The organism is Streptomyces sp. NPDC094032, assembly GCF_040303965.1.
GTDB lineage: Bacteria > Actinomycetota > Actinomycetes > Streptomycetales > Streptomycetaceae > Streptomyces.
Genome location: NZ_JBEOUE010000019.1, coordinates 39779 through 53431 on the forward strand (window position 1 = coordinate 39779; position 13653 = coordinate 53431).

Genomic DNA, 13653 nt, shown 5'->3' on the forward strand with positions numbered 1-13653 from the left:
TCCTACGGCCACACCAGGCAGTACGGCTGATGCCCCGCCTCGTGCAGGCGGACCGAGAAGTCCTGCCACTCGTGGAGCAGCTGGTAGACGTTGAACGCGTCCCGGGGGCCGCCGCGGTCGGGGACGGTGGACCAGATGAAGGCGGCGGCGCCGACCGACTCCTCGCCGATGCCGCGCAGCGGGTCGACCACGGTCATGGGCAGCTTCACCACGGCGTAGTCGGGGTGCAGCACCACCAGTTCCAGCGGCGGCACCTTGTACAGGGGCATGCCCTGGATGCCGGTGAGCACCATCGCGGCTATGGTCTCCGGCTTGATCTTGGTGAACATGCCGCCCATGCCGAGCTCGTCGCCGCCCAGCTCCTCGGGGCGCATCGAGATGGGCACCCGGGCCGCGGTCGCGCCGTCGGGCGCGCCGAAGTACTTGTACGTCACCCCCAAGCGGCCACCCCGCGATTCCCCGGCCTTCGGCTCGTCCGCCCCCGGTCCGCCCGGCTCCCCCGGCTCGCCCGTCCTCGGGGAGTTCGCCCTGGGCTCCTCGGCCCGCCGGCGCCGGTGCCTCCCCCGCCGGACAGGCTCGGGACCCAGGTCGTCAGTCCCCTCGCCCGGTCCGCCACCGCGATGCATATCTCCACCCGACTGCTGTTCCGGGCCGCGCGTCTCCGCGGCGTGACCCGATCATCGTGACAATGACCTCCCCCACGTTCGTACGGTGAAACACCTGTCCGCAAGAACGCCGTGGCCTCTGACACCATGGATTCCGTGAGCCATCCCTATGACGCCCCAGTTTCGCAGACGCGGAGGACAGACGCCCCGGCGTAATTCAGAGGGTGCTCACTCCATCCCTCCGTACTCGCAGGTCAGGATCCCAGTGCCGTATTCATACGAAGCCCCAGTCTCACAGACGCTTTTCGACCGCGCGTCCCTTGTGACGCCCGGCGGCGTGAACTCACCGGTGCGTGCCTTCCGAGCCGTGGGCGGTACGCCCCGGTTCATGGTGTCCGGTACCGGTCCGTACCTCACCGACGCCGACGGGCGTGAGTACGTCGACCTCGTCTGCTCGTGGGGGCCGATGATCCTCGGTCACGCGCACCCCGAGGTGACCGCCGCCGTGCAGGAGGCGGTGACCCGCGGCACCTCGTTCGGCACGCCGGGCGAGGGCGAGGTCGCGCTGGCGGAGGAGATCGTCGCGCGGGTCGAGCCCGTCGAGCAGGTCCGGCTGGTCTCCAGCGGCACCGAGGCCACCATGTCGGCCATCCGGCTGGCCCGCGGGTTCACCGGCCGCGCCAAGGTCGTCAAGTTCGCCGGCTGCTACCACGGGCACGTGGACGCGCTGCTCGCCGCGGCCGGCTCGGGCGTCGCCACCTTCGGTCTGCCGGACACGCCCGGTGTGACGGGCGCGCAAGCGGGGGACACCATCGTGCTGCCGTACAACGACCTGGAGGCGGTGCACGAGGCCTTCCACCGGTACCCGGGCGAGATCGCCTGTGTGATCACCGAGGCGTCGCCGGGCAACATGGGCGTCGTCCCGCCGCTGCCGGGCTTCAACCAGGGCCTGAAGGACGCCTGCGAGAAGAACGGCGCGCTGTTCATCTCCGACGAGGTCATGACCGGTTTCCGCACCTCGCGGGCCGGCTGGTACGGCGTCGACGGCGTGAAGCCGGACCTGATGACCTTCGGCAAGGTCATGGGCGGCGGCTTCCCGGCGGCGGCCTTCGGCGGCCGCGCCGACGTGATGGGCCACCTCGCCCCGGCGGGCCCGGTCTACCAGGCGGGCACCCTGTCCGGTAACCCGATCGCCACCGCCGCCGGCCTCGCGCAGCTGCGGCTGCTCGACGCCGCCGCGTACGAGAAGGTCGACGCGGTCTCCACGGAGATCCAGGGTCTGGTCACCGACGCGCTCACCAAGGAGGGCGTGGCGCACCGGCTGCAGACCGCGTCCAACATGTTCTCGGTCTTCTTCACCTCCTCCGAGGTGCGCAACTACGAGGAGGCGAAGAAGCAGGAGGCGTTCCGCTTCAACGCCTTCTTCCACTCGATGCTCGCGGACGGGGTCTACCTGCCGCCGTCGGCGTTCGAGTCCTGGTTCGTGTCGGCCGCCCACGACGAGCGCGCCGTCGAGCGCGTCGCCGCCGCGCTGCCGGCCGCCGCCCGCGCCGCCGCGGAGGCCACGGCATGAGCGACGTACGCCCGGAGAGCCCGGCACAGCCCGCCAACCCCGCGAGCCCCGACGACATCACCGTCGTCCACCTGATGCGGCACGGCGAGGTCCACAACCCGGACGGGGTCCTGTACGGGCGCCGCCCCGGCTACCACCTGTCCGAGCTCGGCCGGCAGATGGCCGACCGGGTCGCCGAGCACCTGGCGGGCCGGGACATCACCCATGTCGTGGCCTCCCCGCTGGAGCGGGCGCAGGAGACGGCCACGCCGATCGCCAAGACCCACGGCCTGGACCTGGCCTCGGACGGGCGCCTGATCGAGGCGGCGAACGTCTTCGAGGGCAAGACCTTCGGCGTCGGCGACGGGGCGCTGCGCAAGCCGGGCAACTGGAAGCACCTCACCAACCCGTTCCAGCCGTCCTGGGGCGAGCCGTACGTGGAGCAGGTCGTCCGGATGATGGGCGCGCTCGACGCGGCGAAGGACGCGGCGCGCGGGCACGAGGCGGTGTGCGTGAGCCACCAGCTGCCGATCTGGATCGTGCGCAGCTTCGTGGAGAAGCGCAGGCTGTGGCACGACCCGCGGCGGCGGCAGTGCACGCTGGCCTCGCTGACCTCCTTCACGTACCGGGGCGACCGGATCGTGTCGGTCGGCTACAGCGAGCCGGCGCTCGATCTGGTGCCGGTGCACCTGCGGGCCGGTGCGAAGCCTGTGAAGGGTAAGGCCAAGGCCTTCGGCGCGTAGCTTTTCCGCTCTATCGTTCGGGGCGGCCCGGTGGTGATCGTTCGCCTGGGCCGCCCTGAAATTTTTGTTCTGTTTTCCGGAACCTCCGTGTTCCTCACGACATCTCACTGTTTGTCGGTTTGGAATGACTTCAGGTCATACGTCAGCGCGAATGGGGATGTCATGCGCGGGATCAGTCGAAGGGGACTTCTGGGGGCCGGTGTCGGTGCCGCCGCGGCGCTCGGTATTGCCGGGTGCAGCGGTAGCGATCAGGACAAGTCGGGACGTTCCGGACCCGGTAAGGGCGGGGACGCGACCGGTGGACCGGACACGCCCGCGCCCACCAAGGACGACGGCCGGCTCATCGGCGACGGTTCCACCGCCGACACCGGGAAGCAGCCGAACCAGCCCGACGCCCCCGTGCCGCTCGAACCCGGTCAGACCCCGCCGCAGTTCGTGATCTTCTCCTGGGACGGCGCCGGCGAGGTCGGCAACGGCCTCTTCCCGCGCTTCCTCGAACTGGCCAAGAACCACGACGCGGCGATGACCTTCTTCCTCTCCGGGCTCTACCTGCTGCCCGAGTCGAAGGCCCAGCTCTACCGCCCGCCGAACAACCGCGTCGGCGCCTCCGACATCGGCTACCTCACCGACGACCACGTCAAGCAGACCCTGAAGTACACCCGCCAGGCCTGGCTGGAGGGCCACGAGATCGGCACCCACTTCAACGGGCACTTCTGCGGCGGCTCCGGCTCGGTCGCCAACTGGACGCCCGCCCAGTGGCAGAGCGAGATCGACCAGGCGATCGGCTTCGTCACGAAGTGGAAGACGAACAGCGGCTGGAGCGACCTCGACCCGCTGCCCTTCGACTACACCAAGGAGCTCGTCGGCGGCCGCACGCCCTGCCTCCTCGGCCAGGACAACCTGCTGCCCACCGCCAAGCGGCTCGGCTGGCGCTACGACGCCAGCTCCCCGGGCGGCCGCCAGATGTGGCCGGTCAAGCGCGGCGGCCTGTGGGACCTGCCGCTCCAGGCGGTGCCCTTCCCCGGGCACTCCTTCGAGGTCCTGTCGATGGACTACAACATGCTCGCCAACCAGTCGAAGAACTCGACCAAGGGCATGCCCTCCCGCTACCCGGGCTGGCGCAAGCAGGCCACCGAGGCCTACCTGTCCGGCTTCCGCCGCGCGTACGAGTCGAACCGCGCCCCCTTCTACATCGGCAACCACTTCGAGCAGTGGAACGGCGGCATCTACATGGACGCCGTCGAGGAGGCCCTCAAGGGCATGGCCGGGAAGAAGGACGTCCGGCTCGTCTCCTTCCGGCAGTTCTGCGACTGGCTGGACGTCCAGGACCCGAAGATCCTCGCCAAGCTGCGGACCCTGGAGGTCGGACAGCAGCCGGCCGGTGGCTGGAACGCGTTCCTCAGGCCGGCTTAAGCGATCTTGACAAGGGGCATCTTGGGCACGTAGGGGGGTGCCCAAGATCCGCGAAACGCCCATGCGAAACTTTTCACATGAGTCTTAGCCGTGCCTCGCGACGCACCCTGCTCGCGGTCGGAACGTTGACGACCGCCCTTGTCCTCTCGGCCTGCAGCTCGGACACCAACGGCAAGTCCGGGGGCGGCGGCGACACCAACTTCGTCACCAACACGGGTGGTATCTCCACCGTGGCCAAGAGCGAGCGCAAGCCGGTCTCCGTGCTCGCCGGCGAGACCCTCGAAGGCAAGCGGCTCGACGTCGCCGACCTCAAGGGCAAGGTCGTCGTCCTCAACGTCTGGGGCTCCTGGTGCCCGCCCTGCCGCGCCGAGGCACCGCATTTCGCCAAGGTCTCCAAGGACCTCAAGGCCAAGGGCGTGGAGTTCGTCGGCATCAACACCCGCGACCCCAACAAGCAGCCCGCGCTCGCCTTCGAGGCGGACTACGGCGTGCCCTACCCGAGCCTCTACGACCCGGCGGGCAAGCTCATCGTGGGCGGCTTCCCCAAGGGCACGCTCAACCCGCAGGCCATCCCGTCCACCGTCGTCCTCGACAAGGACGGCAAGGTCGCCGCGCGCTCGCTGATGGCGCTCGACGAGACCAAGCTCCGCTCCATGATCGAACCCTTGATCGCGGAGAAGTGAGAGAGACGACGTGAACGAGACGGTCTTCAGCGGAGCCCTTCTGCTGGCCCTGCCCATCGCCGTGCTCGGCGGTCTGGTCTCCTTCTTCTCGCCGTGCGTGCTGCCGCTCGTCCCCGGCTACCTGAGCTACGTCACCGGGGTCACCGGCACCGACCTGGCGGAGGCCCGGCGCGGCAGGCTGGCGGGCGGGGCCGCGCTGTTCGTCCTCGGCTTCACCGTCGTGTTCGTCTCCGGCGGCGCGCTCTTCGGCTACTTCGGCTCGACGCTCCAGGAGTACCGGGGGACGCTCACCAACGTCCTCGGTGTGCTCATGATCCTCATGGGTGTCTTCTTCATCGGCCTGATGCCCTGGTTCACGCAGCGCGAGTTCCGCTTCCACAAGAAGCCCGTCACCGGCCTCGTCGGCGCGCCGCTGCTCGGCGCCCTGTTCGGCATCGGCTGGACGCCCTGCATCGGCCCCACGCTCGCCTCCGTCACCGCGCTCGCCGCCAACGAGGCCAGCGCCGGGCGCGGGGCGCTGCTGACCGTCGCGTACTGCCTCGGTCTGGGGCTTCCCTTCATCCTCACCGCCATCGCCTTCCGCAAGGCGCTCGGCGCGTTCGGCTGGGTCAAGAAGCACTACACCTGGGTGATGCGGATCGGCGGCGGGATGATGATCGTCACCGGTCTGCTCCTGCTCACAGGAGTGTGGGACAGCATGGTCGCCGACATGCAGGGCTGGTCCAGCGGTTTCACGGTGGGGATCTGAGGGTTTAACGACATGAGCAACACCGAAACGACGGAACAGCAGGAGCACCTCGGCGAAGCCGGGGCACAGCTGTCCACCGCCCCCAGGGAAGAGCCCCTCGTCGGCGGCCCCACCCTCGGCCCGCTCGGCTGGGTCCGCTGGTGCTGGCGCCAGCTGACCTCCATGCGGGTCGCCCTGATCCTGCTCTTCATGCTCTCGCTCGGCTCGATCCCGGGCTCCCTCATCCCGCAGACCAGCGCGGACGAGGTGAAGGTGCGCACCTTCAAGGAGGCGCACGAGACCCTCACGCCGATCTACGAGAAGCTCCAGCTCTTCGACGTCTACAGCTCGGTGTGGTTCTCCGCGATCTACATCCTGCTCTTCGTCTCGCTCATCGGCTGCATCGTGCCCCGCACCTGGCAGTTCGTCGGCCAGCTCCGCAGCCGCCCGCCGGGCGCCCCCAAGCGGCTCACCCGCCTCCCCGCGTACACGACCTGGCGCACCGAGGCCGAGCCCGAGGACGTCCGCGAGGCCGCCCTGAAGATGCTCAAGGGCCGCCGCTACCGGGCCCACGCCGTCGGTGACGCCGTCGCCGCCGAGAAGGGCTATCTGCGCGAGGCCGGCAACCTCATGTTCCATGTCGCGCTGATCGTGATGCTGGTCGCCTTCGCCTGGGGCGTGATGTTCAAGTCCGAGGGCGGCAAGCTGATCGTGGAGGGGGACGGGTTCTCCAACACGCTCACGCAGTACGACGACTTCAAGTCCGGCTCGCAGTTCGGCACCGACGAGCTCCAGCCGTTCGGCTTCACCCTCGACAGCTTCACCGGCACGTACGAGAAGAGCGGCCCGCAGCGCGGCACCCCGCGCACCTTCGAGGCGGCCGTGCGCTACAACGAGGTCGGCAAGCCCGAGAAGAAGGCGATCATCCGCGTCAACGAGCCGCTGAAGGTCGGCGACGCCAAGGTCTTCCTGATCGCCCACGGATACGCGCCCGTCGTCACCGTCAAGGACGGGCGCGGCAAGGTCGTCTACCACGGCGCCGTCCCGCTGCTGCCCTTCGACAACAACGTCACCTCCACCGGCGCCATCAAGGTGATGGACGGCTACCGCGACAAGAACGGCAAGAAGGAGCAGCTGGGCTTCAACGCCTTCTTCGTGCCGACCTTCGCGGGCGCCGGCAAGGGCCAGATGTTCTCCCAGTTCCCGGCGCTCGACTTCCCCGTGATGGCCGTCACCGGCTACCACGGCGACCTGCGGGTGGACTCCGGTCTGCCGCAGAACGTGTACCAGCTGGACACCTCCAAGATGAAGCAGTTCAAGGTCAAGGGGGGCACGGGCAGCGCCAACCGGCTGCTGCCCGGCGAGACCATGACGCTGCCGGACGGAGCGGGCTCGATCACCTTCGAGAAGGAGATCAAGGAGTGGGCCAGCTTCTCCATCACCCAGCAGCCCGGCAACGGCCTCGCCCTCGCCGGGGCGGTCGCCGCGATCCTCGGCCTCAGCGGCTCGCTGTTCATCCAGCGCCGCCGGGTCTGGGTCCGGGCCGTACGGGGCGAGGACGGCGTCACCGTCGTCGAGATGGCAGGCCTTGGCCGGAGCGAGTCCGCCAAGCTGCCCGAGGAGCTGGCCGAGCTCGCGGTCACGCTCAACACCGAGGCGCCGACCGCGCCGGAACCGTCTTCCGAAGAACCTGCCGAAGGGGCTGAGAAGTGAATCTCGCCGCCACCGCCGCCACGACCCTCGCGGCGACGACCAACGAGAGCATGGCGCAGATGAGCAACACGCTCATCTACTCCTCGATGGCCGTCTACACCCTGGCCTTCCTGCTCTACATCGCCGAGTGGGTGCTCGGCAGCCGCAGCAAGGTGGCCCGTACGGCCGCCGCGCTGACCGGCCCCGAGGCGGCCGCGAAGGCCCCCGAGGTCACCGTCACCGCCGCGGCGGGCGGCACCGCCGTCCTCGACCGCCCGAAGGTCGTCGTCCGCTCGGCGGCCGGCGCGCGGGACGTCCCGGACGGCCCCGGCGCGGCCGGCGGCACCGTCAAGGGCGACCTCTACGGCCGGATGGCGATCTCGCTGACCGTCCTCGCCTTCGCGATCCAGGCGACCAGCGTGGTCGTCCGCGCGCTCGCCGTGCAGCGGGCCCCCTGGGGCAACATGTACGAGTTCTCGACGACCTTCTCCACGGTGGCGGTCGGCGCGTTCCTCGGCTTCCTGCTGGCGAAGAAGAACGTCCGCTGGATCGGTCTGCCGCTGGTGACGGTCGTCCTGCTGGACCTCGGTGTCGCCACGACCGTGCTCTACACCTCCAGCGACCAGCTCGTCCCCGCGCTGCACTCGTACTGGATGTGGATCCACGTCTCGACCGCGATCATCTGCGGCTCGGTGCTCTTCCTCGGCGCCGTCGGCACCGTCGCGTACCTGCTGCGCGACTCGTACGAGAACAAGCTGGCGAACGGCGGCAAGCCCAGCGCCTTCACCACCTCGGTGATGGAGCGGCTGCCCTCGGCGGCGACCCTGGACAAGTTCGCGTACCGGGTCAACGCGGCGACCTTCCCGCTGTGGACCTTCACGATCATCGCGGGCGCGATCTGGGCCGGCGACGCGTGGGGCCGCTACTGGGGCTGGGACGCCAAGGAGGTCTGGGCCTTCATCACCTGGGTCGGCTACGCGGCCTATCTGCACGCCCGGGCGACGGCCGGCTGGAAGGGCCGCAAGGCCGCGTACATCGCGCTCATCGCCTTCGGCTGCTTCCTCTTCAACTACTACGGCGTCAACATCTTCGTGAGCAGCAAGCACTCCTACGCGGGCGTCTGAGCTAGCGGGTGACCGGCCCCGGGGCCACGCTGGAGGTATGAGCGCGATCCCCCGGGGCAGGAGCGAGACCCACGAAGGCGACACGCATCTGCTGCGCTTCACGGCCGCCTTCCCGCATCCGCTGCCCGCGGTGTGGGCGGCCGTCGCCACGCCGGAGGGTCTGCCGGGCTGGCTCTGCGCGGCCGACCCCCTGGAGCCGAGGCTCGACGGACACGTCACGCTGCGCTGGCTCAACAGCGACACGGTGGTCTCGGGCCGGGTGACGGCCTGGGACCCGGAGTACGTCGCCGAGTACACGGTCGGCCCGCCGCACGGCCGGATCCGGTTCCATCTGGAGCCGGGCCCGGACGGCGGCGGGTCGGCCGTGCTGCGTCTCACGGCCGGTTTCCGGGGCACGCGGGGCGTGAAGCTGGACATGCTCGCCGGCTGGCACGAGCACCTGGAGCGCCTCGGCCGCGCGCTGGACGGACACCCCACGGACTGGCGGGAGTGGACACCCGAGCGCTGGCAGGAGCTGCGCGCGCTGTACGCGCGGGACGACGCGCCCTGGCCGAAGTGGGAGCCCTGAGTCTCAGCACCTCACCCCTTGGCGGGCGGCAGGCAGCTCTCCGCCGGGGGCCTCCCCTCCGGCCAGGCGATCTCGACGAAGCGCTGGGTGCCGTCCTGGGCGAGCTGCACGATCGGGACGGCCTTGTTGTACGGGTTGCCGTAGTTGTCCAGGCAGATCCAGCCGCTCGCGCCCTGCACCCGCAGCGAGCCCTTCACCTGCGGCCACTGCACCGGGACGTCCGCGAGCTCCGGGTAGGCGGCCTTGTCCGGGGTGGCCTGCCGGATCGCGTGCACGGCCGTCGCCATCGCGTCGTACGCGACGATCGCCTGCCCGTCGGCGAGCGGCGGCGGCTTCTTGGCGGCGCGGGCGATGTCGCCGACGAAGGTGTCGTACGCGATGGTGGAGCCGCCCGTCGCCGGGACCGGCCGCCCGGGGGCGGCGCGCCAGGCGTCGGGGTGGGCGAGCGCGGCGTAGCGGACGGTCAGCCGGGCCTTGAGGGCGTTGCGGTCCAGCTTGGCGTCGTTGCCCAGGTAGGAGCCCTCGTCGCCGGTGAGGACGGTGAACGGGCGCTCGACGCAGCCGCGGGCGCCCAGGGCGTTGATGAACTGGCGCAGCTGGGTGTGGCGGCCGGCGAAGAAGACCGTCTCGGCGCGGGTGTCGCAGATGAGGTGGGTGATCTGCCGGAAGGTGTTGGCGGTGGTGCCCTCGTCGGTGGTGTCGGGCGGCGAGGTGAACAGCTGCGGCTCGTAGGGGGCGCCCTTGAGGGAGGCGGAGAACGCCGCCTTGAGGGTGTCGGTGTAGTGGTCGCCGGTGCGGGTGTCCTGGACGAGGATCGCCTTGGCCGCGTCCACCTTGCCGAAGTGGGCGAGGGCCTTGGCCTCGTCGCTGTTGGTGGGGGAGACCCGGGCGAGGCCGGGGTACTTGTTCTGGCCGGGTCCGTTGGCGATGTCGTCGGCGGTGATGGTCGTGCCGACGACGGCGATGCCCGCGCCGGTCAGGGCCGCCACCGCCTGGCGTATCTCGGTGGACGAGGTGGCGACGCCGGTGACCGCGCGGAGCCGGGCGGGACCGTCGGTCATCCCCTTCAGCTGCTCGACGACGCTCTGCCAGTGCGCGTTGCCCTTGCCGGTGTTGGCGAGCACCAGACGGATCTTCGGGGTCTCGCTGTTGGACTCGTGGTTGGCCCGGTACTGGCGGGCGTAGGCGCCCTGGAGCTCGTGCAGGACCTTGGTCCGCATGCCGGGGTCGGGCGAGGTCAGCGGGAGCAGGACGGCGACGGTGGCGTACGTGTCGGGCTTCAGCGTGGCGTTCTCGCGCTGCACGAGCCCGGCGATCTCGGCGAGGCCGTCGACGCCGAAGGCGTACCCGTCGCCGTTCACGCCGATGCACTCGGTGGAGCCCTGGGGGCGTTCGACGCCCGCCGCGCAGGAACGGTCCTCCGGAGTGACCCAGGCGCGGATCCCGTAGAACAGCGGCACGCCGAGCACGACCAGGGCGACCAGGCCGGCGAACAGTTTCTGTCGGGGGGTGTAGAGGTAACGGTTGCGCAGCCGGTTGGCCATGGCCTCAGACTCCGTCCTCGCGGCCCGGCGGCAGCGAGAGGCGCCGCCAGGCGTGAATGTCCTTCGGCCAGTGGGTGGCCGCGTCCCACAACGGGCTGTTGCCGGTCAGATGGCGCCCGGACAGCTGGCGCAGCTCGTGCGCCAGCTTCTCGGTGACGTCCTCGTCGGGCAGGGCGAGCGGATCGGTGAGCAGCCATACGGCGTGCAGCAGGCGCCGTACGGACAGGTGGAGTTCGGTCGCCTCGGCGTCGAGCCCGGCGGGCAGCCGGTCGGGCACCTGCCGGCCGAGGGCGGCGTCGCGGCGCGGATCGGGGCCGGTGGTGCCGGTGCCGTCGGCGGTGCGCGGGTAGGGCGCGGAGGCGATGAACCGCAGCCGGCCGAGCCAGCCCACCACGTCGGTCTCGTGGAAGGTGCTCCGCAGATGGGCGACGGCGTCCGCGGTCCGCCCAAGCGCCAGCTCGTGATGGAGCCGGTACGGGCGGGCCGCCTCCTCGCCGTAGTGCCGGTGCATCGTCTCGTGGACGGCCCGCCAGGCCGCGTGGCGCGGGTGGTCGCCGTCGGCGAAGCGCAGCCGGTGCAGCAGCAGGGCGCGCAGCAGCGGGTCGGCGACGAAGTGCTCGGGGCCCTCCGGCCAGTCCTCGGCGCGCAGTCGGTCGCGGACCTGGAGGGCCATGTCGCCGTCGCGGGACTCGGTGTGCAGCCGGGTGCGGGCGAGCAGCCGGGCCGACACCTCGTCGTGGGCGGCGGCGAGCACGGTGAAGGGCTCAAGGCGCGGCTGCGGGAGGAGCGCGGCGAGCAGGGCGGGGGCGACGGGCACGGGGTGGGCGTCCTCGCGGAGCTCCACGTCGAGGTCGAGCAGGGCGCCGGGGGTGAGCGCGGGCCGGCGGGCGCGCGGGGTCTCGGCGGCGGCCTGCCCGAGCAAGATCACGCCCAGCGGGCGCCCGCCGGTCAGCCGGTGGACGCCCCGGGCCAGGTCGGCGGGGGCGAGCCCCGAGGGGTCGAGGCGGTCGAAGGCGGCCTGGGTCTGGGCGGCGGACAGCGGGGTGAGCTCGACGGCGAGGATGCCGGAGGTGACGTCGCCGCCCCGCTCGCAGGGCGCCCGGTGCGTGGTCTCGGGCAGCCGCAGCCGGCGGGCGTGCCGCAGGCCCTCGTGCCGGGCGACCCGGGAGGTGGCGAAGACGACCACCTTGTCGCGGCGGCCGTCGTGGCGGGCGCGCAGGACCGGTTCGACGATTCGGCGGCCGAGGTCGCCGTGGGCGTTGTCGAGGAGCAGCACGGGCCGGCCGCGCCGGGTGCCGACCCGGGTGAGGCCCTTGTAGGCCTGCCCCAGGTCCTCGACGAGCGCGCCGACGAGGAAGTCCTCGGCCTCCTGGCGGCGCCGCCCGCCCGCCTCGAAGTCGATGGCGAGCTGCTGGAGCCCGGCCTTGCCGCGCCCGCCCGCGTTGCGGTAACTCCCGTACCAGCTCTCGGACTTCTGGTGGAAGCGGCCGAACACCTCCTCCAGGACCGTCTCGACGGTGGCCTCGGCGAGCAGTCCGGCCAGCGGGACGGCGGCGTCGGCGACGGTGGCGGCCAGCTTGGTCAGGACCTTGGTGACCCAGTTGGTGGCGGCACCCTTGGTGGCGTCGACGGTCGCCAGGACCGGGCCGAGCCGCTGGAGGTCGCGCTGGGCCCGTTCCCCGTCCTCCTGGGTCCAGCTGAGGGAGGCGACCGCGACCAGGCCGAGCGAGAGCCGGGGGAACTGCACGGACTTCGCCCCGGTCACCCGCGGCGACAACTGCACGGCGAGCTCGGCGAGCGCCCCCGTGAGCTCGGTCCAGCCGGGCCCGTGGTCGGCGGGCCGCTCGATCCGGTCGCAGTCGATCAGCGCGAGCGGCGTGGCGCCCTTGTAGGTGGTGCGGAGCTGTTTGAGCAGGGCGGTCTTGCCCATGCCGCGCCCGCCGGTGAAGACGACGACGGGCGGATCCTCGCCGTGCTCGAACGGGACGCGGGCGAAGTCCTGCCCGCGGAGCCCGATGAGCCGCGCCGCGAGCCCCGTCTCATGGAACACCGCCTCGCGACCGTAGAGGACCCTGTCCACCCGCCACCCCCCCCGCATCCCACCAGACGTGCCCCGTCACATCCTCAAGTCCAGGATATAGAGCGCCTGTTGGGAATAGACCAGAGTTTCCGACGCGATCTCACCGGAGCCCCCGGCTCCGGGCCGCCCCGGACCCCCGTGCCCGGAACGCCGCCGTCACTCATCCCCGATGTCCTCGTTCCACAGCCGCGGATTCCTCTCGACGAACTCCCGCATCAGCGCCGCGCACTCGGCGTCGTCGAGGACCAGCACCTCCACCCCGTGCGCCGCGAGCCACTCGTGCCCGCCCACGAAGGTCCGCGCCTCGCCGACCACCACCCGCGAGATCCCGAACTGCCGCACCAGACCGGAGCAGTACCAGCACGGCGACAGCGTGGTCACCATCGTCGCCCCCCGGTACGACCGCTGCCGCCCCGCCGCCCGAAACGCCTCGGTCTCCGCGTGCGCCGAAGGATCCCCACCCTGCACCCGCCGGTTCCGCCCCCGCCCGAGCGGCACCCCGTCCGCGCCGTACAGCACGGCCCCGATCGGGATCCCGCCCTCGGCGAGCCCGGCCCGGGCCTCGGCCAGGGCGGTGGCGAGCCACTGGCGGGCCTGTTCCTGATTCATGAGGGGAGCCTTCCCCGGCGGACCGGGAGCGTCACACCTGGTAGCCCTCGGGCAGTGGATCGGCGACGAATGTGCCCTTGCCGTGAACCGTGAGGATCAGGCCTCGCTCGCGGAGGACTCCGGCTGCGCGGCGGACTGTCAGGTACGCCACCCCGTACTCCTTGGCGAGGTCCCGCTCGGCGGGCAGCCGGGCGCCTGCGGCCAGCTCTCCGGCCGCGATACGGGCGGCGATGTGGTCGGCCATCGCGACGTACACCAGCTGGGGGCCCTGCGGGTCGAACTCGGGGATCTGGTTGTGGTCGGTCACACGACG

13 protein-coding genes are annotated in these 13653 nt (G+C 71.2%); 8 read left to right on the forward strand and 5 right to left on the reverse strand.

What is annotated here, in order from left to right:
• Positions 1 to 2 precede the first annotated feature (2 nt).
• A complete protein-coding gene (locus ABTZ54_RS24695) occupies positions 3 to 626 on the reverse strand; it encodes a hypothetical protein (RefSeq protein ID WP_351666914.1) in 624 nt (207 codons plus the stop codon).
• 244 nt (positions 627 to 870) lie between these two features.
• Between ABTZ54_RS24695 and hemL the strand changes: the two genes are divergently transcribed.
• The 8 genes from hemL (at position 871) to ABTZ54_RS24735 (ending at position 9107) form a co-directional block, all read left to right on the forward strand.
• Positions 871 to 2178 carry a glutamate-1-semialdehyde 2,1-aminomutase gene (gene hemL, locus ABTZ54_RS24700; RefSeq protein ID WP_351666916.1) on the forward strand — a complete coding sequence of 436 codons (1308 nt, stop codon included), beginning with the start codon at positions 871 to 873 and terminating at the stop codon, positions 2176 to 2178.
• On the forward strand, positions 2175 to 2900 hold the full coding sequence (locus ABTZ54_RS24705) for a histidine phosphatase family protein (RefSeq protein WP_351666918.1): 726 nt from the start codon (positions 2175 to 2177) through the stop codon (positions 2898 to 2900). The genes hemL and ABTZ54_RS24705 overlap by 4 nt, the downstream gene beginning before the upstream one ends.
• Positions 2901 to 3062: 162 nt before the next feature.
• Positions 3063 to 4313, forward strand: a complete 1251-nt coding sequence (locus tag ABTZ54_RS24710) for a polysaccharide deacetylase family protein (RefSeq protein WP_351666920.1) — start codon at positions 3063 to 3065, stop codon at positions 4311 to 4313.
• 77 nt (positions 4314 to 4390) lie between these two features.
• Entirely contained in the window at positions 4391 to 4996 is a 606-nt protein-coding gene (locus ABTZ54_RS24715; protein WP_351666922.1) for a TlpA family protein disulfide reductase, read from the forward strand.
• 10 nt (positions 4997 to 5006) lie between these two features.
• On the forward strand, positions 5007 to 5744 hold the full coding sequence (locus tag ABTZ54_RS24720; RefSeq protein ID WP_351666924.1) for a cytochrome c biogenesis CcdA family protein: 738 nt from the start codon (positions 5007 to 5009) through the stop codon (positions 5742 to 5744).
• Positions 5745 to 5756: 12 nt separating this feature from the next.
• A complete protein-coding gene (resB, locus tag ABTZ54_RS24725) occupies positions 5757 to 7436 on the forward strand; it encodes a cytochrome c biogenesis protein ResB (protein WP_351666926.1) in 1680 nt (559 codons plus the stop codon).
• A gap of 50 nt (positions 7437 to 7486) precedes the next feature.
• Entirely contained in the window at positions 7487 to 8539 is a 1053-nt protein-coding gene (ccsB, locus tag ABTZ54_RS24730; RefSeq protein ID WP_351667160.1) for a c-type cytochrome biogenesis protein CcsB, read from the forward strand.
• Between the two features lie 37 nt (positions 8540 to 8576).
• Positions 8577 to 9107 carry an SRPBCC domain-containing protein gene (locus ABTZ54_RS24735; protein WP_351666928.1) on the forward strand — a complete coding sequence of 177 codons (531 nt, stop codon included), beginning with the start codon at positions 8577 to 8579 and terminating at the stop codon, positions 9105 to 9107.
• 11 nt (positions 9108 to 9118) lie between these two features.
• On the opposite strand, the gene ABTZ54_RS24740 is transcribed toward ABTZ54_RS24735, so the two are convergent.
• The 4 genes from ABTZ54_RS24740 to ABTZ54_RS24755 all read right to left on the reverse strand — a co-directional run bounded on the left by ABTZ54_RS24740 (position 9119) and on the right by ABTZ54_RS24755 (position 13647).
• Positions 9119 to 10651, reverse strand: coding sequence for an ABC transporter substrate-binding protein (locus tag ABTZ54_RS24740; RefSeq protein ID WP_351666930.1), 1533 nt, complete (start codon positions 10649 to 10651; stop codon positions 9119 to 9121).
• 4 nt (positions 10652 to 10655) lie between these two features.
• A complete protein-coding gene (locus ABTZ54_RS24745) occupies positions 10656 to 12701 on the reverse strand; it encodes a hypothetical protein (protein ID WP_351666932.1) in 2046 nt (681 codons plus the stop codon).
• 186 nt (positions 12702 to 12887) lie between these two features.
• Entirely contained in the window at positions 12888 to 13340 is a 453-nt protein-coding gene (locus ABTZ54_RS24750) for a nucleoside deaminase (protein WP_351666934.1), read from the reverse strand.
• Between the two features lie 31 nt (positions 13341 to 13371).
• Positions 13372 to 13647 carry a GntR family transcriptional regulator gene (locus ABTZ54_RS24755; RefSeq protein ID WP_351666936.1) on the reverse strand — a complete coding sequence of 92 codons (276 nt, stop codon included), beginning with the start codon at positions 13645 to 13647 and terminating at the stop codon, positions 13372 to 13374.
• Positions 13648 to 13653: the final 6 nt, after the last annotated feature.

Excerpts from the sequence above, each read along its gene's own strand:
- resB (WP_351666926.1), top strand. The coding sequence starts at position 5,757 with ATGAGCAACACCGAAACGACGGAACAGCAGGAGCACCTCGGCGAAGCC.
- ABTZ54_RS24695 (WP_351666914.1), bottom strand. The coding sequence starts at position 626 with ATGCATCGCGGTGGCGGACCGGGCGAGGGGACTGACGACCTGGGTCCC.
- ccsB (WP_351667160.1), top strand. The coding sequence starts at position 7,487 with ATGGCGCAGATGAGCAACACGCTCATCTACTCCTCGATGGCCGTCTAC.
- ABTZ54_RS24710 (WP_351666920.1), top strand. The coding sequence starts at position 3,063 with ATGCGCGGGATCAGTCGAAGGGGACTTCTGGGGGCCGGTGTCGGTGCC.
- ABTZ54_RS24715 (WP_351666922.1), top strand. The coding sequence starts at position 4,391 with ATGAGTCTTAGCCGTGCCTCGCGACGCACCCTGCTCGCGGTCGGAACG.
- ABTZ54_RS24740 (WP_351666930.1), bottom strand. The coding sequence starts at position 10,651 with ATGGCCAACCGGCTGCGCAACCGTTACCTCTACACCCCCCGACAGAAA.
- ABTZ54_RS24705 (WP_351666918.1), top strand. The coding sequence starts at position 2,175 with ATGAGCGACGTACGCCCGGAGAGCCCGGCACAGCCCGCCAACCCCGCG.
- ABTZ54_RS24735 (WP_351666928.1), top strand. The coding sequence starts at position 8,577 with ATGAGCGCGATCCCCCGGGGCAGGAGCGAGACCCACGAAGGCGACACG.
- ABTZ54_RS24750 (WP_351666934.1), bottom strand. The coding sequence starts at position 13,340 with ATGAATCAGGAACAGGCCCGCCAGTGGCTCGCCACCGCCCTGGCCGAG.